Source organism: Lysobacter sp. Soil_N_23, assembly GCF_057656135.1.
Window position 1 is genome coordinate 163,399 of sequence record NZ_JBDGKY010000004.1, and the last position, 23,844, is coordinate 187,242.

Here is a 23,844-nt window from a genome sequence, read left to right on the forward strand (position 1 = left end):
GATCCCGGCTTTCGCCGGGATGACGGGATGGTTTGTCGCAGTTGTCGTCGCAAGCATGAGCGTCGTACCGGCTGCCGCAGCCGCGCAGGGCGCCGCCAGGCGGCTCGATGGCTTCGAGTCAGTGAAGGCATGGACGGTGGTCACCTCCGACCAGGTCAGCGGCAAGCTGCGCAGCGTCGCCGGCACGCATGGCAAGGCGCTGTGCCTGGACTACGACTTCAACGGCGTCTCCGGCTACGCCGGCGTCACCCGCGAGTTGCCGCTGGACTATCCGGACAACTACGCGTTCTCGTTCCAGTTGCGCGGCGACTCGCCGGCCAACGACCTGCAGTTCAAGCTGGTCGACGACAGCGGTGACAACGTCTGGTGGGTGAACCGTCCGCGCTATGATTTTCCCGCGCAGTGGACGCAGGTGCAGTACAAGCGCCGGCACATCAGCCGTGCCTGGGGCCCGGCGCCGGATCCGACCCTGCGTCACAGTCGCAGGATCGAGTTCACCATCTACAACAGCGCCGGCGGCAAGGGTTCGGTCTGCTTCGATGACTTGGCAATGCGGACGTTGCCGCCGCAGGACGACTCGCCGCTGCGCGGCCGCGCCAGTGCGACAGCGGGCGGCGGACTCGCCGGAAATGCGGTCGACGGAAAACCCGACACCGCGTGGCGGGCAGCGATCGACCCGGCGCGACCACCGCAATTCCGGCTCGATCTGGAGCGCATGCGCGAGTTTGGTGGACTGGTCCTGCGCTGGCTGCCAGGTCTGCAGGCATCGGACTACCGTATCGAGCTGTCCGACGACGATCGCCATTGGCGCCTCGCGCGTGAGGTCAGCGGTGCCGACGGCGGCAGCGACTACCTGGCACTGCCGGAGTCCGAAGCACGCTATCTGCGACTGACCCCACTGAAGGCGCCGACCGCGGAGATTGCGCTGGCGGAGTTCAGTGTGCAGCCGCTGGCATTCGCCGCCACGCCCAACGACTTCGTGCGATCGGTTGCCGCGGAGGCGACACGGGGCGCGTGGCCACGAGGCTTCAGCGGCGAGCAGACCTACTGGACGATCCTGGGCATCGACGGCGGCCTCGAGCAAGGACTGATCGGCGAGGACGGCGCAATCGAGATCGGCAAGGGCGGCTTCAGCATCGAGCCGCAAGTCACCACCGCGCGGGGTGTCGTCAACTGGGCCGGCGTGGAGATCACGCAGTCGATGCAGGACGGTTACCTGCCCATCCCGACCGTGCAGTGGCAACACGCCGATTTCCGCCTCGACGTCACGGCCTTCGCGCAGGGCACGCAGCCGCAGTCGCAACTGGTCGGCCGCTATCGCCTGACCAACACCTCGAAGGTCGCGCAGGACTACGTGCTGGGCCTGCGGGTACGGCCGTTGCAGGTCAACCCGCCGACGCAGTTCCTCAACACTGTCGGCGGCGTCAGCCCGATCCACGCGCTGGCACTCGACAGCGACCTGGTGATCGTGGACGGCCGGCCACGACTCAGGCTGTCGGTGCCGGCGACGCAGGTGCGCGCCACGACGTTCGATGCACAGGACGCGCCTGCAACCTCCACGTCGCCGGACCAGGTCGATGACCCCACCGGACTGGCCAGCGGCGTCCTCGACCATGCCGTGCGCCTGGCGCCGGGCGAGACCTGGCAGCTTGACTGGGTCGCGCCGCTGACTGGCCAGCTCGCCTCGTCGCTGACCGGCGCCGACGCCGAAGCCATGCAGCAACGGGCCGCGGCACAGTGGCGCGACAAACTCGACCGCGTGCAGCTGCGCGTGCCGGCGCAGGGCCAGCATGTCGTCGACACCCTGCGCACCGCGCTGGCGCACATGCTGATCAGCCGCATCGGTCCGCGCCTGCAGCCGGGTACGCGTTCGTACTCGCGGGCGTGGATCCGCGACGGCGCCATGATCGGCGAGGGTTTGCTGCGGATGGGGCGCGAGGACGTCGCCGCAGAGTTCCTGCGCTGGTATGCGCCGTACCAGTTCGACAACGGCAAGGTACCGTGCTGTGTCGACGACCGCGGCAGCGATCCGGTGCCGGAGAACGACAGCCATGGCGAGCTGGTCTTCACCGTGGCCGAGGTCTTCCGCTACACCCGCGACCGTGAGCTGCTGGCGTCGATGTGGCCGCACGTGCAGGGCGCGGTGCGCTACATGGACCAGCTGCGCCTGAGCGAACGCACCGAGGCCAACCGCAGTCGAAATGCGGCGTTCTACGGAATGATGCCGGCCTCGATCAGCCACGAGGGCTACTCGGCCAAGCCGATGCACTCGTACTGGGACAACTTCTGGACGCTGCGCGGCTACAAGGATGCAGTCGAGATCGCGCAATGGCTCGGTCACGACGACGAGGCCGCACGCTTTGCCGCCTCGCGCGACCAGTTCCGCGACGATCTGTACGCCTCGTTGCGCGCGGCCACCGCGCAGCACGGCATCGACTTCCTGCCCGGTGCGGCCGAGCTGGGAGATTTCGATGCGACCTCGACCACCATCGCGCTGGCGCCCGGCGGCGAGCAGGCCAACCTGCCGCAGGACCAGCTGCACAACACCTTCGAGCGCTACTGGCGCGAGTTCGTCGCACGCCGAGATGGCACGCGAGAGTGGAAGGACTACACGCCCTATGAGCTGCGCACGATCGGCAGTTTCGTGCGGCTGGGCTGGCGCGAACGCGCCCACGAGGCGCTGGCGTTCTTCTTCGCCGACCAGCAGCCGCGGGCATGGAACCAATGGGCCGAAGTTGTCTCTCGCACGCCGCGCAAGCCGTTCTTCCTCGGCGACCTGCCGCACGCCTGGGTCGCTTCGGACTACGTGCGCTCCGCGCTCGACATGTTCGCCTACAGCCGCGACGACGATGCGCTGGTGGTCGCCGCCGGCATTCCGGCCGACTGGCTGGCGGGCGAGGGCGTCAGTGTGGCGAACCTGCGCACGCCGCAGGGGCCGTTGGGGTATTCGCTGAAACAGACCGGCGACCGTGTCGTATTCAAGCTCGCGCCGGGACTCACGCCGCCGCCGGGCGGGGTCGTCCTGACCTGGCCCTGGCCGCAGCCGCCCGGGCACACGCGCATCGATGGCCGGGCGGCGACCTGGCAGGGCAGCGAGCTGCGGATCGACCGAGCCGGAGCAACGGTCGAGATCCAACTCGCTCGGGGCCAACGCTGAAAACGGCATCAACGTCGCGTGACGGCGCGATGCTGCGTGGTGCGGTATCCAGGCGCGGTGTAACCACATCCAAGGAGAGCAAATGGAAACGCAGGAGTTGCATCGTGGCCGCCTGATCGACCACATCCAGCTGGTCGTGCGCGACCTCGGCGCCAGCCGGGCCTTCTACTCGGCGATATTCGATGTCCTCCAGGTTCCCATGGGCGGGACGGCCGATGATTACTTCTGGGCCGACGAACTGTTTGTCTCCACCGCCGACAGCGAAGCGGCACAGGGAGAACTGACCGGGCGCCATCATCTTGCGTTCCAGGCCCAGGACCGTGCGATGGTCGATGCGTTCCACAAGGCCGCCCTTGCCAACGGTGGCAAGGACAACGGCGGTCCTGGCGAACGCGAATATCACCCTGGCTACTACGGCGCGTTCGTGCTCGATCCGGACGGCAACAACATCGAAGCGGTCTACCACGGCGAAGCCAAGCGCAGTGCCGCGTCGGTCAAGGTGACGTTCTGAGACAACCCGGGTCCTGTCGTCCCGAGCGCAGCGAGGGACCTGCTTGTGCTTCTGCGCTTCTGCGCTTCGGTGCTTTGTTGCCCGGTCTTCGGCGGCCCTCACCCCAACCCCTCTCCCGCAAGCGGGAGAGGGGCTCCAAGGCGGAGGTTCGCAGGGTGCGGGAAGAACGCTACTTTTTCTCCGCTGCCATCTCGCGTGCCTTGACCCGGGCGCCGGGTGTCAGCAGCGCATTCGGGGCCACCACCACGACATCGTTGGCGGCGACGCCCGACAGCACTTCGATCTCGTTGCCGAGATTGCGGCCGAGGGTGACGTCGCGGTAATCCAGTGCCGAGTCGCGCAGCGTCGCGACCTGGGCACCGCTGCCGCGCTGGATCACCGCCGACAGCGGCAGGATCGTGGCGGGCGCTGCACGCGACAGGTGCAGTCGCACGCTGCCGACCATGCCGGCGGGAATGCGGCTGTCGGGGTTGGGCAGGCGCAGCTCGGTGCGCATCACGCCCGAATCGCGCGACAGCGACTGCGCGCTGCGCACGACCTGGGCCCTGAACGTCTGCCCCGGCAGTTCCGGGAAACCGACGTCGGCTTCCACGCCGGGCTGGATCTGCAGCGCCACGTTCTGCGGCACGTCGATCACCACGCGCAGCGGGTCGAGCGAGCTGACTTCGAACAGCGGCGTGGCGGTGGTGGAATCGCCGACGACGCGGTCGCCGCGTTCGATGTTGCGGGCGACGACCACACCGGAAAACGGCGCGCGTACGGTCTGGAATCCCTGGCGCTCGCGCGCCGAGGTCAGGCGTGCCTCGGCCGCTGCTTCGGCCGCCACGGCGACGTCATGGTTGGCCTTGCGGTCGCTGTACAGCTCTTTCGAGATCGCACCGGAACCGACCAGTACGTTGGCTCGATCGAAATTGACCTTGGCCAGGGTCTCGTCGGCGCGTGCGCGTGCCAGCTCGGCCTGTGCCTCGCGCACGGCCTGGTCGGCCTCGGGCGCGGCAATCACCGCCAGCATCTGGCCGGTCACGACCTTGTCGCCAAGGTCGGCGCGGCGCTCGCTGATGAAGCCGGTGGCGCGCGCGTAGATCTGCGCCGACTCCCCGGCCACCGCGCGTGCGGGCAGGCTCAGGTCGTAGGTGCTGTCGGCGGCTTTGGCCCGGACCGTCAATACCTCGGGCACTGCAGTGGCTGGCGTGGGTTCGGCCGCGCCGTTGCTGCAGGCCGCCAGCACGGTGAGGATGGCGATCGCCATCGCCGCGCGTGCGATGTTGCTGTAGGAAGTCATCATGGGGTGGCTCCTGCTTCGGCGCCGCCGAGGTTGGGGGCGGTGGGGCCGGTGGGGTCGGCACTGCTGGAATCGTTGCTGTCGATGTCGGGCATTGCAGCGTGTCGCGCCGCTGCCGGCATGCGCCGTCCGAGCACCGCGAGAATGGAGGGGACCAGGACCAGCGTGGCCGGCGTGCCGAACAGCAGGCCGCCGATGACCGCGCGACCGAGCGGCGCGTTCTGCTCGCCGCCTTCGCCCAGGCCAATGGCCATCGGGATGATGCCCAGGATCATCGCGCTGGCGGTCATCAGCACCGGGCGCAGGCGCACCGCCGCCGATTCGTACGCGGCCAGTTCCGGGTCGTGGCCGGCGGCGACGAGGCCGCGGGCGAAGCTGGTGACGAGCACGCTGTTGGCGGTGGACACGCCGATCACCATCATCACGCCCATCAGTGCCGGCACGCTCAACGGCGTGCCGGTGACGAACAGGCCGAACGCGGCGCCGGCGATGGCCAACGGCAGACCCGACATCGCCACCAGCGGCTGGATCCACGACTGGAAGTTGACCACCAGCACCAGGAACACCAGCGCCGCCGACATCAACAATCCGGCCGCCAGTTCGCTGTAGGCACTGCTCATCTCGCCGGCCTGGCCGGCGATCTCGATTCGGTTGCCGGGCTTGAGCTTGCCCTGCAATTCGGTGGTGATCGCGGTGAGACGGTCCTGCACCGAGCCCAGGTCGGTGCCTTCGACGTTGGCCAGTACGCTGATGGTCGGCGCCAGCGTGGTGCGTGCCAGGCTCGCCGGCACGCTGCGCGGCGTGACGGTGGCGATGTTGCGCAGCAGGACGGCCTGGCCGTCGTTGCCTATGCGCAATGGCGCGTTGAGCAGGGTGTCTACACTGGTCATGTTCACCGGCGGCGCCTGCACCTGTACGGTGTAGGCGATCGCGTTGACCGTGTCGGTCCAGTAGACCGGGGTGACCGTGCCCGACGAGCCCAGCACCGCCAGCACCGCGCGGCTGGCCTGCTGCGCGTCCAGGCCGAGCTGGGCGGCGCGGGTGCGATCGATGCGCACCTGGTATTCGGGCAGGTCGAGCACCTGGCGCAGGGCGACGTCGACCGCGCCGGGTACCTGCTTGAGGCGCTGCTCGATTTCGCGGGCGAGGGCGAGGTTGCCGGCCGCGTCGCGGCCGATCACGCGCACTTCGAATGCGGCCGCAGCCGAACCGGCAAGTGTCCGGCTGGTGGCATCGGGCGGTCGCTCGAACACCTTCGCGTCGGGGAAGCGCTCGGCGATGCGGCGGCGGATCTGCACCAGGTAGTCATGGCTGGAGTGGTGCGGCGTGCGCAGCTGCAGCATCACTTCGGCTTCGAACGAGCCGACCACGGCACTGTCGACCAGCGACAGGTTCACCGCGTCGGGCATGCCGATCTGCTCGTAGACGGTCTGCAGTTCCGCGGCCGGGATGATCCTGCGGATCTCGCGCTGGATGTCGGTCAGGCGCGCGGCGGTTTCTTCCAGGCGGGTGCCGCTGGGCAGCCGCACCTGCAGGCGCAGCTGGCCGGCATCGACCTGGGGGAAGTACTCGCGGCCGAGCGAGACCGCCGACACCGCGCCGATCGCGATCACCGCCAACGCGGTCAGCGCCAGCACGCCGCCATGGTGGCCCAGTCGCACCAGCAGGGCGTGGTGGCGGTCGCGCAGCGAATCGAGCGTGTGCTCGACCTTGTGGTTGACCTTGAGCAAGGCACGTTCGGCCTGCCAGCGCGGCTTCTCGCGGCTGCGGATGTCGGCCGGCAGCATCAGGTAGCACAGCACCGGGATGAGCGTGCGCGACAACAGGAACGAGGCCAGCATGGCGAAGATCACCGCCAGCGCCAGGGGTGTGAACACCCACGCCGACAGGCCCGTCATCAGCAGGATGGGCGTGAGCACGATGCAGATCGAGATGGTCGACACCATCTCCGGGAACACCACCTCGCGGGCGCTGTCGAGGATCGCCGTGCGCACGTCCTTGCCCATGGCGATGTTGCGGTTGGTGTTCTCGACGTCGACCACCGCGTTGTCGACCAGGATGCCGATCGCCAGCGCCAGGCCGCCGAGCGTCATCACGTTGAAGGTGTAGCCGAGCAGGCTGAGCATCGTCACCGAGGCCAGCAGTGCCAGCGGAATCGCCGACAGCACGATCAGGCTCGAGCGCCAGGAGCCAATGAAGACCAGCACCACCAGCGCGACCAGCAGACCGACCAGCAGTACTTCATGGCGGATCGAGTCGATGGCGTGGTCGACGAACACCGACTGGTCGAAGATCGGCTGGATGCGGGTACCGGTGGGCGCAGACGCTTCGATCTCGGGCAGGCGCTCGCGTACCGCTCGGACGATCTCCACCGCCGACGCGCCGCCGAGCTTGATCAGCGCCACCGCGACCGCGCTGGAACCGTCCATGCGCGCGACGTTGGTCTGCAGCGCACCGCCGTCGCGGACCGAGGCGATGTCGCGGATATAGATGACCGTGCCGTTGCGCGCGGCCACCGGGATTTCCAGGAACTCGGCCGCGCTGGCCGGGCTGGTGTCGAGCGAGATCTGCATCTCGCGCGCGTTCTCGCGGATCGAACCGGAGGGTAGGGTAGGGCTACCGCGTTCGAGCGCGGTGGTGACGTCGGCCGGAGTCAGGCCGTAGGTCTGCAGCGCCGCCGGATTGAGGTCGACCATGATCTGCCGCGCGGCGCCGCCGTAGGGCAGGGTCATGCGGATGCCGGGGATGGTCTGGATCTGCGAGCGCAGTTGCAGGCGCGCGTAATCGTAGAGCTGGGCCTCGGTCAGCGAGTCCGACGACAGCACCAGCATCAACACCGGCGTGCTGGAGACGTTGTTGCGGATCACCAGCGGCGGCGAGGTGCCCGGCGGCATGCGTCGCAGGATGGTCTGCGAGACCGCGGTGATCTGCCCCAGTGCACGGTCCAGGCTCACCGTCGGCTGGAAGTCGATGCGCACGATGCTGGCGCCGGTGAGCGACTCGGAGCGGACCTCCTTGAGGTCGTCGACGGTGTTCATGATCGCCGCCTCGGAGAACGAGGTCAGCTTGGCCGCCATGTCCGCCGCCGGCAGGCCGTTGTACGTCCACACCAGATTGACCGAGGGGATCCCGACTTCAGGCAGGATGTCGGTCGGCATGCGCCGCGTCGCCAGCGTGCCGAACAGCAGGATCAGGATCGCGAGCACGCCGATGGTGTATCGGCGGCTCAGGGCGTATTGGACAATCCACATCGCGTGCGTCCGGTGGGGGTGGGGGCGGCTCGGGCAGCCACGCCGACGGGGCCGGCAGGCCTCGTCCGACGCCGCCGACGGGGCCGGTAGGCCTCGTCCCAAGACACTGGATCCGTCCGCTTACGTTAGGGGGTCATGGCTTCCCAGCGGTAGTACATTGCTGCTTGAAAATTGCCTGATCCTGCAAATCGACCAGATCGGCACATTCCTGAGCCGGATTGCGCCGATAATTCCCCGGTCAGGTGGGAAGGCGGGAAAACCATGAATCTCATTGCTTCCATGACAGAAGTCACGCCTCGGGCCGGTTGTCCGAAGCTGGCCGAACTGGCGGACCGGATTGCCCGATCGACGCCGGACGACGGCATCCATGCGACCGCCATCGACGCCCTGAGCCTGGTCCGGATCAGCACGCCCACGGCCTGTACGCCGGTGGTCTACGAACCGCGCCTGTGCATCGTCGCCCAGGGTAGCAAGGTCGCCACGCTCGACGGCCAGACCTATCACTACAACCCGCTCAATTACCTGGTCGTGTCAGTGACGTTGCCGGTATTCGGGCAGGTGGTGGAGGCCACGCCCGAGCAGCCGTACCTGTGCCTGCGCCTGGACATCGATCCGGACGAAGTCGCCGGGCTGATCGCCGACACCGCCGACCATGAGTCGACGCATGCGGGCGTGGATCCCGGCCTCTACGCCGCGCGCGTCAACACGCCGCTGATGGACGCAGTGCTGCGCCTGATGAGTCTGCTCGACACGCCCCAGGACCTGCCGGTGCTGGCGCCGATGGTGCGGCGCGAGATCCTTTACCGCGTGTTGACCGGCGACCTCGGCCATCGCCTGCGCGCGATCGCCGCCACCGATGGTCGCTCAAGCCGCATCGCCCGCGCCGTGTCGACGCTGCGGCAACGCTACCTGCAGCCGTTGAGCATCGACGAACTGGCCAGCAGCGTGCACATGAGCACGTCGTCGTTCCACCACCAGTTCAAGGCGGTGACGACGATGTCGCCGTTGCAGTTCCAGAAGCACCTGCGCCTGCATGAGGCCCGCCGCCTGATGATGGCCGTTGGCATGGAGGCGATGAGTGCTGCGCGGCACGTGGGCTACGAAAGCCCGTCGCAGTTCAGTCGTGAGTACAAGCGACTGTTTGGTGCGCCGCCGCGCTTCGAGGCCGGACGGGCGAGGGCGGTGCCGCAGGTGTGATGACCTGGGATTGACTCACACGACCGGCTTACACGTGCATCGAGACCAGCGATGCGCGCAATCCGGTTTCGTCGAACAGGCGCCGCAGGCGGCGCTCGACCTGGGACAGATCCTCCAGGCCCGGTTGTGCATACAGCGAGTAGATCGGCCGGTTGTTGTCGGGATAACCGCCGGCCTTGCGACCCACGCTCACGTCCGGCGACTGGCACGCCCTGACCCAGATCGACTGCAGGGCCGTGGGACTGATGCTCTGCCCGTTGCCGAGGGTGAAGCGGAAGATTGCAACCTGATGCTTCATGGGGTCCGCCTCGATGGGGGTTGGCTGAGTATGCGCCGTATGGCGAAGCCTGGGCGTGAACTTCGTCGATTTGTGCCGAGAACCAATCTCGGCGGCAATCGGGTTCGCCGCCGTTCAAGCGCCGGGTGTTGAAGGCGCGTACCATGGCGCTGCACACCGTTCCGCTCACGCGTCCCGCTCGACCGCTCTCCAGTCGCCCGCTGCGCTCCCGCCATGCGACATCGCCCGCCGACACGACGACCGGCGCCCGCCGAGAGTTCCTCTTGTCCTTCAGCACCCGCAATCTCACGGCCAACGTGGGCCCGCGCCATTGCCGCCTGCGCGCACTTCCCGACAGCCAGCAACGCGCTGCCGTCGCGGCAGGCCGTGCCTGATGGGCGAGAAGCGCTCGGAGGTTTCGTGCAGTCGATGCGATGCCGTGTGCTGTCGGCTGACGGTGGTGCTGATGCCCGAGGACGACGTGCCCAGGCACATGGTGGAGCGCCTTGCCGACGGCCCCGAGGTGATGGCGCGCGACGAGGAGGGCTGGTGCGTTGCGGTCGACCACAGCCGCATGTGCTGCAGCATCTACGATCAGCGTCCCGGGGTCTGCCGCAAGTTCGCCATGGGCAGCGCCTACTGCCGCTCCGAGCGCGCGGCCTATCGCGAGATGCAGGCCCAGGCGATTCCGCTGGCGTTGATCGACGAACCACGGCGCTGAGCGTGGCGTTGGTGTCGCGCATGACGCGAAGTCGACGCGGCTTGTTGTAGTTTCCCGGCCATTGCCAGGGAGGCAGCATGGCCATCGAACTCGATCACATCCTGGTGCCGTCGCGCGACCGCGTGGCGGCGGCGAAGCTGCTGGCGCATCTGCTCGGCGTGCCCTGGTCGCAGACGGGCATCGGGCCGTTCGCCCCGGTGTACCTCAACGGTGGGCTGACCTTCGACTTCGACCAGTGGAGCGAGCCGTTCCCGCTGATCCACTATTGCTTCCGCGTCGGCGAGGACGAGTTCGATGCGATCCTGCAGCGGATCCGCGCTGCCGGCATCGCCTACCGCAGCGCCGTCCATGGTCCGGTCGACCATCAGGTCGATACCGCGCACGGCGGCCGCATCGTCTACTGGAACGAGCCCGATGGCCACCAGTGGGAAATGCTGACGGTCAGCTACGCTCGCGCGCCATGAAACCGATCGATTCCCGGCACGCGCTCATGCGCACCAGTGCACCTGCAGCGGAGTGCCATGGATGCTGTCCAATGCGGTCAGCACCGGCCAGCGGACTGGATCGCCATCGGTCAGCGCGCGCATGAACACATCGCGCTTGCGTGCGCCCTGGATCAGCAGCATGCGCACGGGAACCCTGGACATGCCGCGTGGCGTCAGGCTGATCCGACGCGGCCACTGGCGCGCGCCCGGGCAGCCGGTGGCATCGACGGCAGCGTAGTCGTTGCGATTGGCGAATACCCGATCCAGTTCACCCATGCCGGGGAACAGCGACGCGACGTGGCCGTCTTCGCCCATGCCGAGCACCGTGACGCAGGCCTGGACCTTGGCGAAGGCATTGGCGCCGGCGACCACTTCCTCGATTGACTTGCCGGCGCGGGTCATCGGCTCGAAATGCGCGGCCGCTGCCTGGTGCTGCAGCAACTGCGTGCGCACCAGATGGGCATTGCTGTCGAGGTCCTGCGGCTGCAGCCAACGTTCGTCGACCAGGCCGACGTTGACCCGGTCCCAGTCCAGTGGTGCTTTCGACAGGGCGCGATATACCGGCGCGGGCGTGGTCCCGCCCGATAGCAGCAGGCGCGCCCGCGGCTGCGTGGTCAGCTCACGCCGCAGTTCCGCGGCGATGGCCACCGCGACCGCCCAGGTCCAGACGTCCTCGTTGGCATGGACGTGCAGGTCGTGGTGCGGTTGCGGATGCGTCGCCGTGGCGGGTTCGTGCGAGCGTTCGGCAGCCATCGTTCGATACTGGCACAGCCGGCTTCAAGGACGCGTGTGCTGTGCCAGCGCCGCGGCACCGAGCAGGCCGGGTTGCGGATGGATCACCGCCAGCGTCGGGATGCGCGCCATCACGGCCGAGAACCGGCCCTTGTGCTCGAAGCGCTGGCGGAAGCCCGAATGCGCGATCGCCGACAACATCTTCGGCACCAGGCCGCCGGTCAGGAAGACGCCGTCCCATGCCCCCAGCGTCAGCACCAGGTCGCCGGCAGCGGCGCCGAACACGGCGCAGAAGATGTCGATGGTGCGCAGGCTGCGCGGGTCGCCTTCACGGGCACGGGCGGTGATGTCGGCCGGCTTGAGCGGGCCGGGGTCTTCGCCGGCGATGGCGCTCAGCGCCCGATGCAGATTGACCAGGCCCATGCCGCTGACCAGGCGCTCGTTGGAGACCCGGCCGAACTCGCCCGACAGGTGTTGCAGGATCTCGATTTCTTCCGGCGTGTTGGGCGCGAAGCTGACGTGGCCGCCTTCGGTCTGCAGCGGGTAGTAGCGGCCGTCGCGGCGCAACAGGCCGCCCACGCCCAGGCCGGTACCGGCACCGATCACGGCGAAGGTACGGTCGGCATCGTCGTGGCCGTCCCAGCCGGCAGCACCCAGGGCAACCACGTCCTCGACCTGGAGCAGGGACGCGCCCATCGCCTGCGCGGCGAAATCATTGACCAGCTCGACCGATTCCAGGCCCAGCGCATCGCGCGTGCGCGCCGCCGAGATCACCCACGGATGGTTGGTGATACGGGCTTCATCGCCGTCGACCCGGCCGGCCACGGCGAACACGCCGGTGCGCGGATTGGCACCGGTGGTGTCGAGGTAGTGGCGGGCGGCATCGGCCAGCGACGGGAACTGGGTGACGGAAAATTCGCGCACGCTCTCGGTCAGCAGCGGCGTGCGGCTGTCCTGGCGGGCCAGGGCGAAGCGGGCATTGGTACCGCCGATATCGGCGAGCAGGGCATCGGCTGCCGGGTCAATTGCTGCCGGAGACTGGGAAACACTCAAGGATCACCACCGCACGATCGGATTGCAGACGAACCGGCGCACTGTCGAGCCCGGGCTGCCGGCAGCGTAATGCAGTCCCGGGGCGATGTCTTGCGCGTGGGGTCGGCGGTGGATGATTTGTCCGGATGTAAACGAAATCAGTGCCGCCGATGCGGGACAGTACGATTCAGTAGGGCAGTGGCTCGGCCAGCTTGCGCCCGTGCGAGGCGATCACCTGCGAGTACCACAGCGCGCTGTCCTTCGGCGTGCGTTCCTGGGTGCCGTAGTTGACATGGATCATGCCGAAACGCTTGGAGTAGCCCAGAGACCATTCCAGGTTGTCCATCAGCGACCACAGCATGTAGCCGCGGATGTCGACACCGGCCTGGATCGCATCGTGGATGGCGCCGATGTGCTTGCGCAGGTAGTCCATGCGCAGCGGGTCGCGCACGCGACGCTCGCCCGACACCGGATCGACGTCGGCCGTGGGCGGATCGAAGAACGCCGCGCCGTTTTCGGTGATGTAGACCGGCAGGTCGCCATAGGTCTGCTTGAACCACAGCAGTAGGTCGGTCAGGCCCTGCGGGAACACTTCCCAGCCGGTCTCGGTGTAGGTGCCCAGCGGCTGCCTGACCACGGCGGTGTTGAGCGGGTAGCTCTTCGCGTCCTGGGTGACGCTGCGGGTGTAGTAGTTGATGCCGACGAAATCGAGCGGCTGCTTGATCAGCTCGAAGTCCTCCGCCGGCCAGTCCGGCCACGCCTCGCCGAAGATCTCCTTGAGCTCGGGCGGGTAGTGGCCGAGCAGGGCGGGGTGCAGGTACTGCTCGTTCATGTAGGCGTGGGCGCGGCGCACCGCGGCCTGGTCCGCCGCCGAATCGCTGGCGGCGTACTTGGGCTCGATGTTCACCACCAGGCCGATCTCGTGCTTGCCGATCTCGCGGTAGGCCTTGACCGCCGCGCCATGCGCGCGCATCAGGTTGTGCGAGGCGATCGGGGCTTCGAACTTGCTGCGGTGGCCCGGCGCGAGCGCGCCGTGCAGGTAGCCGCCGTCGGTGACGACCCACGGCTCGTTGTGGGTCACCCACTTCTTCACCCGGCCGTCGAGCGCGCGGTACATGACGGAGGCGTATTCGGCGAACCAGTCCGCGATCTCGCGGTTGAGCCAGCCGCCGCGGTCGTCGAGCGCCGCCGGCAGGTCCCAATGGAACAGCGTCAGCAGCGGTTCGATGTCGTTGGCGAGCAGCTCGTCGACCAGGTTCGAATAGAAATCCAGGCCCTTCTGGTTCACCCGGCCGGTGCCTTCGGGCAGGATCCGCGACCACGACACGCTGAAGCGGTAGGCCTGCAGGCCGAGGCTGCGCATCAGCTTCACGTCGTCGCGCCAGCGGTTGTAATGGTCGCAGGCAACGTCGCCGGTATCACCGTTGAGCATCATCCCCGGGGTATGGGCGAAGCGCGTCCAGATGCTCGGGCCGGCACCGTCGGCCATGGGCGAGCCTTCGATCTGGTGGGCAGCGGTGGCGGCGCCCCACAGGAAGCCTTCGGGGAATACGAACTGGTCGGCGCCTGGTGCTCGGCTCATCGGCTCTGTCTCGGGGGACGTTAGAACTATGGATAGGCGTGAAAACGGTTACATGGCAGGATAGCCGACGGCGGTGCCCATTGGGAACCATCGGCCGCGCTCAATCAACATTCCCATCAACTGGCAAAGCGGCCGGCGAAAGTGAAACGATCCCCCATGCACGGGGACGGCTCTGGAGAATTCATGGCGAAGGTCACGCTGGATCGTCTGCGCAAGGTCTATCCCAACGGCTTTGTCGGCGTTGACGATGCCAGCTTCGAAATTGCCGACGGCGAGTTGCTGGTGCTGGTAGGCCCGTCGGGCTGCGGCAAGTCGACGCTGTTGCGGATGATCGCCGGCCTCGAGCAGATCAGCAGCGGCGAACTACGCATCGGCGAGCGCCTGGTCAACAACGTGGCGCCGAAGGATCGCGACATCGCGATGGTGTTCCAGAGCTATGCGCTGTACCCGCACATGAGCGTGGCCGAAAACCTGGGTTTCGGCTTGAAGCTGCGCGGCACCGGCAAGGCCGAGATCGAACGGCGCGTGCGCGAGGCCGCGGGCATGCTCGAGCTGGAGTCGCTGCTCGATCGCAAGCCGGCGGCACTGTCGGGCGGCCAGCGCCAGCGCGTCGCGCTGGGGCGCGCACTGGTGCGGCAACCGCAGGTGTTCCTGCTCGACGAACCGCTGTCGAACCTCGACGCCAAGCTGCGTGCCTCCACGCGCGTGGAGATCTCGCGACTGCACCGGCAGTTGGGCACGACAATGGTCTACGTCACCCACGACCAGATCGAGGCGATGACCCTGGGCCAGCGCATCGTCGTGCTCGACAAGGGGCGCATCCAGCAGATCGACACGCCGATGGGCCTGTACAACCGGCCGGCCAACCTGTTCGTGGCGACGTTCCTTGGCAGCCCGAAGATGAACCTGCTGTGGGGCGAGGTCGTCGAGAGCGACGGCCTGAAGCTGCGCATGGGCGACGGCGTGGAGCTGCCGCTGCGGCCGCCGGCCGACCTGGTCGAGCCCGTGCGCGGGTTCCTGGGCCGGCAGCTGACGGTCGGCCTGCGTCCCGAGGACATGTATCTGGGCGAGCCCGGCCCCGGGCATCTGGCGGCAACGGTCGAGGCGGTCGAGCCGGTCGGCAACGAGGCCTTCATCGACCTGGGGTGCGGCGGCTGCGAACTGATCCTGCGGGTGGCGCCGCGCGACCTGCCCAAGGTGGGCGATACGGTCCACCTGGGGTATGTGGCGGAGCAGATGCATTACTTCGATCAGGAAAGCGGGGCCAGCCTGCGGGCCTGAGCCCCTCTCCCTGGCGCGTTGCGCCTGTCCCTCTCCCACAAGGGGAGAGGGCAACGCGGCCCCCAGACCGCACCCTCTCCCCGGCAACGCAGACCCCGGACCGCCCCTCTCCCCTTGTGGGAGAGGGACAGGCCGCGAACGCGGCCAGGGAGAGGGGGTTGCGACGTTCCGGGCCCGCTATACTCCCCGTGAAGACACGGCTCACGAGCCGTGCGCCTCCTATGGGAATCAATGGATTAGGAGGCGAATCTAATCCCAGTCGGTAATCACGGCCGCGTTCCGCCACGCCGCCAAGAGGCAACCCAGCCGCATGCGTCTGTCCACGATCAAGCTGTCCGGTTTCAAATCCTTCGTCGATCCGACCACGCTGCACCTGCCGAACAACATGACCGGCATCGTCGGTCCCAACGGCTGCGGCAAGTCCAACATCATCGATGCCGTGCGCTGGGTGATGGGCGAAAGCTCGGCCAGCCGCCTGCGCGGCGATTCGCTCACCGACGTGATCTTCGCCGGTTCCTCGGCACGCAAGCCGGTGTCGCAGGCGATGGTCGAGCTGATCTTCGACAACTCCGACCACACCATCACCGGTGAGTACGCGGCGTTCAACGAGATCTCGGTCAAGCGCACCGTCAACCGCGACGGCAGCAGCCAGTACTACCTCAACGGCGCCAAGTGCCGCCGCCGCGACATCACCGACCTGTTCCTCGGCACCGGCCTGGGCCCGCGCAGCTACTCGATCATCGAGCAGGGCATGATCAGCAACATCATCGAGGCCAAGCCCGAAGAGTTGCGCGTCTACCTGGAAGAGGCCGCCGGCATCTCCAAGTACAAGGAGCGCCGCAAGGAAACCGAGACCCGCATCCGCCACACCCGCGAAAACCTCGATCGCCTCAGCGACCTGCGCGAGGAAGTCGGCAAGCAGCTCGAACACCTCAAGCGCCAGGCACGCCAGGCCGAGCAGTACCAGACGATCCAGGCCGAGCGCCGGGTCAAGGACGCCGAGTGGAAGGCGCTGGAACACCGCGCCCTCGACCAGAAACTTCAGGGCCAGCGCGAGAAGCTGAGCCAGCTCGAAACCCGCCTGCAGCAGCTGATCGCCGAACAGCGCGAAGCCGAGCGCGAGCTGGAGGTGGGCCGCGTGCGTCGCGAGGAGTCCGCCGAGGCCTTGAACAAGGCCCAGGCCGCCAGCTACGAGGTCGGTGGCACGCTGGCCCGCATCGAACAGCAGATCCAGCACCAGCGCGAGATGTCCACGCGCCTGCAGAAAGCACGCGACGAGGCACTGTCGGCGTTGGCCGAGCTGGGCCAGCACATCGGCAGCGACCAGTCGCGCCTGGACGTGCTGCGCGCCGCCGTGGCCGAATCCGAGCCGCGCCTGGAGCAGTTGCGCGACGAAGACGGCATGCGCCAGGAAGCTCTGCGCGATGCCGAGACCCGGCTCACCGAATGGCAGCAGCGCTGGGACGAGCACAGCCGCGCCCAGTCCGAGGCCGCCCGCGCCGCCGACGTCGAACGCACCCGCATCGAGCACCTCGACCGCCAGGTGCTCGACGCCGACCGCCGTCGCGAGGCACTCAACAACGAACGCGCCGGGCTCGACCTGGGCGCGCTGTCGGAATCGTTCGCTGCGTTGCAGGAGCAGCACGAAACCCAGAAGTTCTCGATCGACAGCCTCAGCGAGGAGCTGGAGACGCGCAAGGCCGCGCTGGGCGAGCTGCAGGACCAGCAGCGCGGCACCCAGACCGAACTGGCCGAGGCGCGCAAGCAGGTGCAGGGCGCACGCGGTCGCCTGTCGTCGCTGGAGACGCTGCAGCATGCCGCGCTGGGTCAGGAGCAGGGCGCCGCACTGAGCTGGCTCAAGGCCCGTGGTCTCGATTCCGCGACGCGTGTCGGTGAAGCGCTGCAGGTGGAAGCCGGCTGGGAAAACGCCGTCGAAGGCGCGCTCGGTCAGATGATCGAGGGCGTGCTGGTCGAATCGCCGGAAGTGCTGGTCGATGCGCTCGGCGAGCTCGGTGAGGGCCGCCTGGTCCTGGTCGATCCGCACAATGACTCTGTCGAATTCGCGCCGACTTCGCTGGCCTCGAAGGTGCGCGGGCCGATCGCGATCCGCCGCATCCTCGCCAAGCTGCATGCCGCCGAAGACCTTGGCGAAGCGCACACGATGCTGCCGATGCTGGGCGAGGGCGAATCCATCATCACCCGCAACGGCGAGCGCCTCGGCGCCGGCTGGGTGCGGATCCTGCGCTCGGGCGCGGCCAAGCAGGGCGCATTGCTGCGCGAGCGCGAGATCCAGTCGCTGCGTGCGGAGATCGACACCCTGCAGGCGCGCGAGCGCGAGCTCGAATCGCTGCTGGTGCAGTTGCGCGACCGCCTGCTCGCCGCCGAGCAGCAGCGCGAGGATGCGCAGCGCACGTTGTACATGGCGCACCGCAGCGTCTCCGAACTGGCCGGCCAATTGCAGAGCCAGCAGGGCCGCCTGGATTCGGCGCGCGGCCGCATCGAGAAGATCGACGCCGAACTGGCGCAACTGGCCGAAACCCTGGAGAGCGCCCGCGAGCAGTCCCGCGATTCGCGCAACGTCCAGGAAGAGGCGGTCATGCGCATGGGCGAGCTGGAGGACACGCGCCAGGCGCTGGAGTCCGAGCGCCGCGCCCTCGGCGAAGCCCGCGACCAGGCCCGCAACATCGCCCGCGAATCGCGCGACACCGCGCATGCGCTGGCACTGACGCTGGAATCCCAGCGCACGCAGATCACCGCACTGGCGCAAGCGCTCGATCGCATGGGTGGCCAGCGTGGACAGCTCGATTCGCGCCTGGGCGAACTGTCGGCGCAGCTGGCCGACGGCGACGAGCCGGTCACTACGCTGGAAGAACAGCGTCAGGTCGCGCTTGAGCAGCGCGTGATCACCGAGCAGGCATTGACCGCCGCGCGCACCACGGTCGACGGCATCGACCACGACCTGCGCCGCTTCGAACAGGTCCGCCACCAGCGCGACGAGCAGGCCATCCAGCAGCGCGAGGCCATCGGCCAGCGTCGCCTCGAGCAACAGGCACTGGTGCTGAAGGCCGAGCAGCTGTCGGCGGCGATAGTGGAGGCCGGCTTCGTGCTGGAGGACGTGGTCAACACCCTCACCGACGACATGCAGCCGCAGGTCTGGGAGCGCACGGTCAACGAGCTCGACGGCAAGCTGCGCCGGCTCGAGCCGGTCAACCTGGCCGCGATCGCCGAGCACGCCGAGGCCGCGCAGCGCAAGGAATACCTGGACGCGCAGGACGCCGACCTCACCACCGCACTGGAAACGCTGGAAGACGCGATCCGCAAGATCGATCGCGAGACCCGCGGCCGCTTCAAGGACACCTTCGACCGTGTCAACAGCGGCGTGCAGGAGCTGTATCCGCGCCTGTTCGGCGGCGGCCATGCCTATCTGGAACTGACCGGCGAAGACCTGCTCGACACCGGCGTGTCGATCATGGCGCGTCCGCCCGGCAAGCGCGTGTCGAACATCTCGCTGCTGTCCGGCGGCGAGAAGGCGATGACCGCGGTGGCGCTGGTGTTCGCGATCTTCCGCCTCAACCCGGCACCGTTCTGCCTGCTCGACGAGGTCGATGCTCCGCTCGACGAAGCCAACGTCGGCCGCCTGGCATCGATGGTCAGCGAGATGAGTGAACAGGTACAGTTCCTGTTCGTGACCCACAACAAGGCGACGATGGAAGCGGCGCAACAGCTTTCCGGCGTCACCATGCGCGAACCCGGCGTCAGTCGACTGGTCTCGGTCGACCTGGCGGAGGCTTCGCGTTTGGCTGGTGTGGCCTGAGTCCACACGCTCTTTCCCCCGACCATCCCGCCTGCCGTAAGGAAGCCCCTCAATGTCAGACGTGACCCTGCTGCGTATCGGCATCCTGATCGCCGGCCTGATCCTGATCGCCGCGATCGTGTTCATTGGTCGCCCGCGCAAGCCTGGCCAGGGCAAGCGCGTGCCGCGCGAGGCGTCTGCTGCCGACGGCAGCCGTCGCGAACCGACGCTGGGCGAGCAACTGGAACGTGAGCTGGGAGGCGAGGGCAGCTCCGTGGTGGCAGGAGAAACCACCGCCCAGGCCGAACTGGAACTGTTCGACCGCACTCTCGAGGGCGCCGCCAGCAGCGAACTGGGCCGTCGCGCGACCGAAGAGTTCGACAAGATCGTCACGCTCTATCTGGCCGCACGCGCCGGGCAGAAGCTGCACGGCCCGGATATCGTCGTTGCCGCCGAGAAGGCCGGCCTGGTCTATGGCCACATGGGCGTGTTCCATCGCCTGGTCGAGAACCACCCCGAGCGCGGCCCGGTGTTCAGCGTCGCCAACATCATGAAACCCGGCAGTTTCGACATGGCGCAGATCCAGGCGCTGGAGACCCCGGCGATTGCCTTCTTCCTGACCCTGCCGGCGCCGGTCAACGCGCTCGACGCCTGGGAAACCATGCTGCCGACCGCGCAGCGGATGGCCGAACTGCTCGACGGCGTGGTCCTGGACGAGCAGCGCAACGCCCTCGGCCGCCAGCGCATCGCCCATATCCGCGACGAGCTGCGCGCCTACGACCGCCAGCGCGAAGCACCGCCGCTTACCAAGCCGGCGCGCTGGTGATTTGTCACCCCGGCAATCGCCGGGATCAGGGTCGTCAGCTCTTCCTGCCCGTCATTCCGTCAGCTCTTTCTACCCGTCATTCCGTCAGCTCTTTCTACCCGTCATTCCGTCAGCTCTCTCTACCCGTCATTCCCGCGCAGGCGGGAACCCAGCGACTTGCTCTTCGAGCCAAGACAACGGCAACGCCACTGGGTCCCCGCCTGCGCGGGGATGACGGGTTGATGGGTCTTCAGGCACCTGAGGCAGAATGGCGGCATAACCGGGACGGCAGCCTCAGGATCAGTTCGTGGTCAAACCTTCTTCCAGCATCGGCACCCGCATCGCCGAACTGCGCGCCCAGCTCGATGACGCCAACTACCGCTATCACGTCCTCGACGATCCGGCGATTCCGGACGCCGACTACGACCGCATGCTGCGCGAGCTCGACGAACTCGAAGACGCGCACCCCGAGCTGATCACGCCCGACTCGCCTACCCAGCGCGTCGGCAGCGTGCCGACCGGCAGCTTTGCCCCGGTCCGCCATGCCATCCCGATGCTGTCGCTGGGCAACGCCTTCAGCGACGAGGAAGTGGCGGTGTTCGTGCGCAAGATCGAAGAACGCCTGGGCCGCGATGCGCTGGCGTTTTCGGTCGAACCCAAGCTCGACGGACTGGCCATCAGCCTGCGCTACGAGGACGGCCGTTTCGTCCAGGGCGCCACCCGTGGCGACGGTGCCACCGGTGAGGACGTCACCGCCAACCTGCGCACGATCAAGGCGATTCCACTGCAGCTGCGCGGCAGGGACTGGCCGCGCGTGCTGGAAGTGCGTGGCGAGGTCTACATGCCGCTGGCCGCCTTCAAGGCGTACAACGAGCGCGCGCTGGCCGAAGGCGGCAAGGTCCTGGCCAATCCGCGCAATGGCGCGGCCGGATCGCTGCGCCAGCTCGATCCGCGCATGACCGCGCAGCGGCCGCTGGCGTTCTACGCCTACGGCATCGGTCTGGTCGAAGGCAGCGAACTGCCCGAGACCCATTCGCAGACCCTGGCCCGCCTGCGCGAGTGGGGGTTCCCTGTAAGCGGCGAAAGCGGCGTGGTCGAAGGCCTGCAGGGACTGCTCGATTACTACCGCACGATCGGCGACAAGCGCGAGCGCCTGCCGTTCGACATCGACGGCGTGGTCTACAAGCTCGACGACTACGAAGGCCAGGCCGAGATGGGATTCGTCTCCCGCGCGCCGCGCTGGGCGATTGCGCACAAGTTCCCGGCGCAGGAACAGATGACTGTCGTCGAGTCGATCGAGGTCAACGTTGGCCGTACCGGCGCGGTCACGCCTTGGGTGCTGATGCAGCCGGTGCAGGTTGGCGGCGTTACCGTCACCCGGGCGACGCTGCACAACGCCGACCAGGTCGCGCGCCTGGACGTGCGCAACGGCGACACGGTGATCGTCCGCCGCGCCGGCGACGTGATTCCGGAAGTGGTGCGCGTGGTCGTCGAGCGTCGCCCCGACGGGACCAAGCCATGGACGATGCCCAGCCATTGCCCGGTATGCGGATCGGAGCTGGTGCGCGAGGAAGGCGAAGCGGTTTGGCGCTGCTCGGGCGAGCTGACCTGCGCGGCGCAGCGCAAGGAGGCCATCGGCCACTTCGCCTCGCGCCGGGCGATGGACATCGAAGGCCTGGGCGAGCGCTTCATCGAGAGCCTGTCCGACCTGGGTTACGTGCAGTCGGTCGCCGACCTGTACAAGCTCACGCTCGACGACCTGCTGGAAATGAAGCGCCGCGCGGACGAGCGCGACGACACCACGCCCGAGACCGTGAAGTCCGGCAAGGTCGCCACGCGCTGGGCCGAGAACCTGCTCGAAGCCATCGACCACAGCCGCAACACCACGCTGGAACGATTCCTCTACGCGCTAGGCATCCAGCACGTCGGCGAGAGTACCGCCAAGGCGCTGGCGACCTGGCTCGGCGACCTGGAACTGATCCGCCACCTGCCATGGCCGCTGTTCAAGCGCGTACCGGATGTCGGCGGTGAAGTCGCCCGTTCGATTGGCCATTTCCTCGACCAGGCCGGCAACCAGCAGGTCATCGACGACCTGCTCGCGCGCGGCGTCACCATCACCGATGCGCATCCGCCGACGCCGAAACTGCGTGACGGACTCAACCTCGTCACGCTGCTGGTGGATCTGGAGATCCCCAAGGTCACCCGCGTGCGCGCCGAGCAGTTGGCCAGCGCCTTCCCGAGCGTGCAGGCACTGCTCGACGCGCCGAAGCACAACTACGTCAGTGCCGGGTTGCCCGCGGATACCGCGCAGGCGCTGGCGGACTGGCTCGAGGATGAAGCGCACGCCGGCCAGCTCGTGGCCGGCGGCGAGGCGCTCGCGCGCCTGGATGCGATCACGCCGGCCGCGGCCGAGGTGGCACAAGGCCCGCTCGATGGCCAGACGGCCGTGCTGACCGGAACGCTGACCGCACTCAGTCGCGATGAGGCCAAGGCGAAACTCGAGTCGCTCGGCGCCAAGGTATCCGGTAGCGTCTCCAAGAAGACCACCTTCGTCGTCGCCGGCGAAGCGGCCGGCTCCAAGCTCGACAAGGCGCAGGAGCTGGGCGTGGAGATCTGGGACGAAGCAAAGCTGCTGGCATTCCTGGCCGCGCATGTTCTGGAAGAGCACGGACAATGACTGACTGGCGTCCGTCGGCGAGCTTCGAAACGCTGCACCTGCGAGCGCGGCTCAATGCCTGCATCCGCGCATTCTTCGCCGAGCACGACGTCACGGAGGTGGAAACGCCGGTGATGTCGGTGGCGGGCAACACCGACCCCAACATCGCCTCGTTCCAGCTTCAATTCAGTGGTCGTACCGACGGTGCGCCGCGGACGCGCTGGCTTCGCACTTCGCCCGAATACCCGCTCAAGCGCCTGCTGGCGGCGGGGTTCGGCGACTGCTACGAGCTCGGCCGCGTGTTCCGCGACGGCGAAGCCGGCGGACGCCACAACCCCGAGTTCACCATGCTCGAGTGGTATCGCCTGGGTTGGGACCACCAGCGCCTGATCGACGAAACCGCGCAGCTGGTGCTGGCGGCGCTGGCACTGCTGGGTCGCACCGCCACGTTGAAGCGTGTCGCCTATCACGACCTGTATCGCCAGCAGCTGGGCATCGATCCGCACAGCGAACCACTGGACCACCTGCAGGCCGCGCTGGGCGATGTCGTGATCGATCCGGAAGGGTTGACCCGCGACGACTGGCTGGACCTGTTGATGACCCATCGCCTGCAGCCGGCGTTCGCACCGGAGCAGTTGCTGGCGGTGTACGACTATCCGGCTTCGCAGTGCGCATTGGCGCGACTGGGCCAGCGCGATGGCCTGGCCGTGGCCGAGCGCTTCGAGCTTTACCTTGGGCCGCTGGAACTGGCCAATGGCTACCACGAGCTGGCCGACGCGGACGAACAGGGGCAGCGCTTCGATCGCGACCTCGACCTGCGCCGCCAGCGCGGCGACGCGTTGCCTCCACGTGACGAGCGCCTGCTGGAGGCCCTGCACGCGGGGTTCCCGCACTGTGCCGGCGTGGCGATGGGGATCGACCGGCTGTTGATGGCCATGCTCGGCAGCCCGCGAATTTCGGATGTAGTCGCCTTCGACTTCGGCCGTGCCTGACCGTTCGCACACTACGAAAATTTAAGGAAGTTCCGGATGTCGGTTTTCATCTGGACGGTTTAGAGTGGTTGCGTGAACTCAGGGGTGCAC

At 67.8% G+C, this 23,844-nt stretch carries 16 protein-coding genes and 2 pseudogenes; 12 read left to right on the top strand and 6 right to left on the bottom strand.

The genetic code is table 11. The features are described from left to right. Nucleotides 1-55 precede the first annotated feature (55 nt). Both AC3A3X_RS05090 and AC3A3X_RS05095 read left to right on the top strand, forming a co-directional pair. A complete protein-coding gene (locus tag AC3A3X_RS05090; RefSeq protein WP_487581951.1) occupies nucleotides 56-3,157 on the top strand; it encodes a discoidin domain-containing protein in 3,102 nt (1,033 codons plus the stop codon). An 82-nt stretch (nucleotides 3,158-3,239) separates the two neighbouring features. Then, entirely contained in the window at nucleotides 3,240-3,668 is a 429-nt protein-coding gene (locus AC3A3X_RS05095) for a VOC family protein (protein ID WP_487581952.1), read from the top strand. 169 nt (nucleotides 3,669-3,837) lie between these two features. Here AC3A3X_RS05095 and AC3A3X_RS05100 read toward each other — a convergent pair whose 3' ends face one another. Together AC3A3X_RS05100 and AC3A3X_RS05105 are read right to left on the bottom strand one after the other, a co-directional pair. Continuing rightward, complete coding sequence (locus AC3A3X_RS05100) at nucleotides 3,838-4,953, bottom strand: efflux RND transporter periplasmic adaptor subunit (protein WP_487581953.1); 1,116 nt, start codon at nucleotides 4,951-4,953, stop codon at nucleotides 3,838-3,840. After that, nucleotides 4,950-8,201, bottom strand: coding sequence for an efflux RND transporter permease subunit (locus AC3A3X_RS05105; RefSeq protein WP_487581954.1), 3,252 nt, complete (start codon nucleotides 8,199-8,201; stop codon nucleotides 4,950-4,952). The genes AC3A3X_RS05100 and AC3A3X_RS05105 overlap by 4 nt, the downstream gene beginning before the upstream one ends. Before the next feature lie 279 nt (nucleotides 8,202-8,480). Between AC3A3X_RS05105 and AC3A3X_RS05110 the strand changes: the two genes are divergently transcribed. Further along, the gene (locus AC3A3X_RS05110) at nucleotides 8,481-9,398 is read left to right on the top strand and encodes an AraC family transcriptional regulator (RefSeq protein ID WP_487581955.1); all 918 of its coding nucleotides are present in this window, start codon (nucleotides 8,481-8,483) and stop codon (nucleotides 9,396-9,398) included. A gap of 28 nt (nucleotides 9,399-9,426) precedes the next feature. Here the strand turns inward: AC3A3X_RS05110 and AC3A3X_RS05115 are convergent, their stop codons facing one another. After that, complete coding sequence (locus AC3A3X_RS05115; protein WP_158730749.1) at nucleotides 9,427-9,696, bottom strand: hypothetical protein; 270 nt, start codon at nucleotides 9,694-9,696, stop codon at nucleotides 9,427-9,429. A 143-nt stretch (nucleotides 9,697-9,839) separates the two neighbouring features. Between AC3A3X_RS05115 and AC3A3X_RS05120 the strand changes: the two genes are divergently transcribed. The 3 genes from AC3A3X_RS05120 to AC3A3X_RS05130 all read left to right on the top strand — a co-directional run bounded on the left by AC3A3X_RS05120 (nucleotide 9,840) and on the right by AC3A3X_RS05130 (nucleotide 10,860). Beyond that, a complete protein-coding gene (locus tag AC3A3X_RS05120; RefSeq protein WP_487581956.1) occupies nucleotides 9,840-10,070 on the top strand; it encodes a hypothetical protein in 231 nt (76 codons plus the stop codon). Next, nucleotides 10,070-10,396 (top strand): YkgJ family cysteine cluster protein, encoded by a 327-nt coding sequence (locus AC3A3X_RS05125; RefSeq protein WP_158730750.1) that lies wholly within the window; start codon nucleotides 10,070-10,072, stop codon nucleotides 10,394-10,396. Before AC3A3X_RS05120 ends, AC3A3X_RS05125 begins: the two co-directional genes overlap by 1 nt. 77 nt (nucleotides 10,397-10,473) lie before the next feature. Next, nucleotides 10,474-10,860 carry a VOC family protein gene (locus tag AC3A3X_RS05130; RefSeq protein WP_487581957.1) on the top strand — a complete coding sequence of 129 codons (387 nt, stop codon included), beginning with the start codon at nucleotides 10,474-10,476 and terminating at the stop codon, nucleotides 10,858-10,860. A gap of 24 nt (nucleotides 10,861-10,884) precedes the next feature. Here the strand turns inward: AC3A3X_RS05130 and pgl are convergent, their stop codons facing one another. From pgl to AC3A3X_RS05145, 3 genes are all read right to left on the bottom strand, one after another. Beyond that, nucleotides 10,885-11,634 carry a 6-phosphogluconolactonase gene (pgl, locus tag AC3A3X_RS05135; RefSeq protein ID WP_487581958.1) on the bottom strand — a complete coding sequence of 250 codons (750 nt, stop codon included), beginning with the start codon at nucleotides 11,632-11,634 and terminating at the stop codon, nucleotides 10,885-10,887. Nucleotides 11,635-11,658: 24 nt separating this feature from the next. After that, a complete protein-coding gene (glk, locus tag AC3A3X_RS05140) occupies nucleotides 11,659-12,666 on the bottom strand; it encodes a glucokinase (protein WP_487581959.1) in 1,008 nt (335 codons plus the stop codon). A 166-nt stretch (nucleotides 12,667-12,832) separates the two neighbouring features. Next, a complete protein-coding gene (locus AC3A3X_RS05145) occupies nucleotides 12,833-14,227 on the bottom strand; it encodes a GH1 family beta-glucosidase (RefSeq protein ID WP_487581960.1) in 1,395 nt (464 codons plus the stop codon). A gap of 183 nt (nucleotides 14,228-14,410) precedes the next feature. On the opposite strand from AC3A3X_RS05145, the gene AC3A3X_RS05150 reads away from it, so the two are divergent. From AC3A3X_RS05150 to epmA, 6 genes and pseudogenes are all read left to right on the top strand, one after another. Continuing rightward, nucleotides 14,411-15,508: an ABC transporter ATP-binding protein gene (locus AC3A3X_RS05150; RefSeq protein WP_487581961.1), complete on the top strand. Its 1,098-nt coding sequence runs from the start codon at nucleotides 14,411-14,413 to the stop codon at nucleotides 15,506-15,508. A 310-nt stretch (nucleotides 15,509-15,818) separates the two neighbouring features. Next, nucleotides 15,819-19,322 carry a chromosome segregation protein SMC gene (gene smc / locus AC3A3X_RS05155; RefSeq protein WP_487581962.1) on the top strand — a complete coding sequence of 1,168 codons (3,504 nt, stop codon included), beginning with the start codon at nucleotides 15,819-15,821 and terminating at the stop codon, nucleotides 19,320-19,322. Nucleotides 19,323-19,374: 52 nt separating this feature from the next. Then, the gene (gene zipA, locus AC3A3X_RS05160; RefSeq protein ID WP_487581963.1) at nucleotides 19,375-20,127 is read left to right on the top strand and encodes a cell division protein ZipA; all 753 of its coding nucleotides are present in this window, start codon (nucleotides 19,375-19,377) and stop codon (nucleotides 20,125-20,127) included. 307 nt (nucleotides 20,128-20,434) lie between these two features. Beyond that, nucleotides 20,435-22,343: pseudogene (gene ligA, locus AC3A3X_RS05165) on the top strand (NAD-dependent DNA ligase LigA); the annotation flags it as partial. 176 nt (nucleotides 22,344-22,519) lie between these two features. Further along, nucleotides 22,520-22,783: pseudogene (locus AC3A3X_RS05170) on the top strand (BRCT domain-containing protein); the annotation flags it as partial. Beyond that, a complete protein-coding gene (gene epmA / locus AC3A3X_RS05175; protein WP_487581964.1) occupies nucleotides 22,780-23,754 on the top strand; it encodes an EF-P lysine aminoacylase EpmA in 975 nt (324 codons plus the stop codon). The pseudogene AC3A3X_RS05170 and the gene epmA, both read left to right, overlap by 4 nt. Nucleotides 23,755-23,844: the final 90 nt, after the last annotated feature.

Coding starts and splice junctions, on each gene's coding strand:
- AC3A3X_RS05115 (WP_158730749.1), bottom strand. CDS start 9,696: ATGAAGCATCAGGTTGCAATCTTCCGCTTCACCCTCGGCAACGGGCAG.
- AC3A3X_RS05125 (WP_158730750.1), top strand. CDS start 10,070: ATGGGCGAGAAGCGCTCGGAGGTTTCGTGCAGTCGATGCGATGCCGTG.
- AC3A3X_RS05130 (WP_487581957.1), top strand. CDS start 10,474: ATGGCCATCGAACTCGATCACATCCTGGTGCCGTCGCGCGACCGCGTG.
- AC3A3X_RS05095 (WP_487581952.1), top strand. CDS start 3,240: ATGGAAACGCAGGAGTTGCATCGTGGCCGCCTGATCGACCACATCCAG.
- smc (WP_487581962.1), top strand. CDS start 15,819: ATGCGTCTGTCCACGATCAAGCTGTCCGGTTTCAAATCCTTCGTCGAT.
- AC3A3X_RS05105 (WP_487581954.1), bottom strand. CDS start 8,201: ATGTGGATTGTCCAATACGCCCTGAGCCGCCGATACACCATCGGCGTG.
- AC3A3X_RS05110 (WP_487581955.1), top strand. CDS start 8,481: ATGACAGAAGTCACGCCTCGGGCCGGTTGTCCGAAGCTGGCCGAACTG.
- AC3A3X_RS05150 (WP_487581961.1), top strand. CDS start 14,411: ATGGCGAAGGTCACGCTGGATCGTCTGCGCAAGGTCTATCCCAACGGC.
- AC3A3X_RS05120 (WP_487581956.1), top strand. CDS start 9,840: ATGGCGCTGCACACCGTTCCGCTCACGCGTCCCGCTCGACCGCTCTCC.
- pgl (WP_487581958.1), bottom strand. CDS start 11,634: ATGGCTGCCGAACGCTCGCACGAACCCGCCACGGCGACGCATCCGCAA.
- epmA (WP_487581964.1), top strand. CDS start 22,780: ATGACTGACTGGCGTCCGTCGGCGAGCTTCGAAACGCTGCACCTGCGA.
- AC3A3X_RS05090 (WP_487581951.1), top strand. CDS start 56: ATGAGCGTCGTACCGGCTGCCGCAGCCGCGCAGGGCGCCGCCAGGCGG.
- AC3A3X_RS05145 (WP_487581960.1), bottom strand. CDS start 14,227: ATGAGCCGAGCACCAGGCGCCGACCAGTTCGTATTCCCCGAAGGCTTC.
- zipA (WP_487581963.1), top strand. CDS start 19,375: ATGTCAGACGTGACCCTGCTGCGTATCGGCATCCTGATCGCCGGCCTG.
- AC3A3X_RS05100 (WP_487581953.1), bottom strand. CDS start 4,953: ATGATGACTTCCTACAGCAACATCGCACGCGCGGCGATGGCGATCGCC.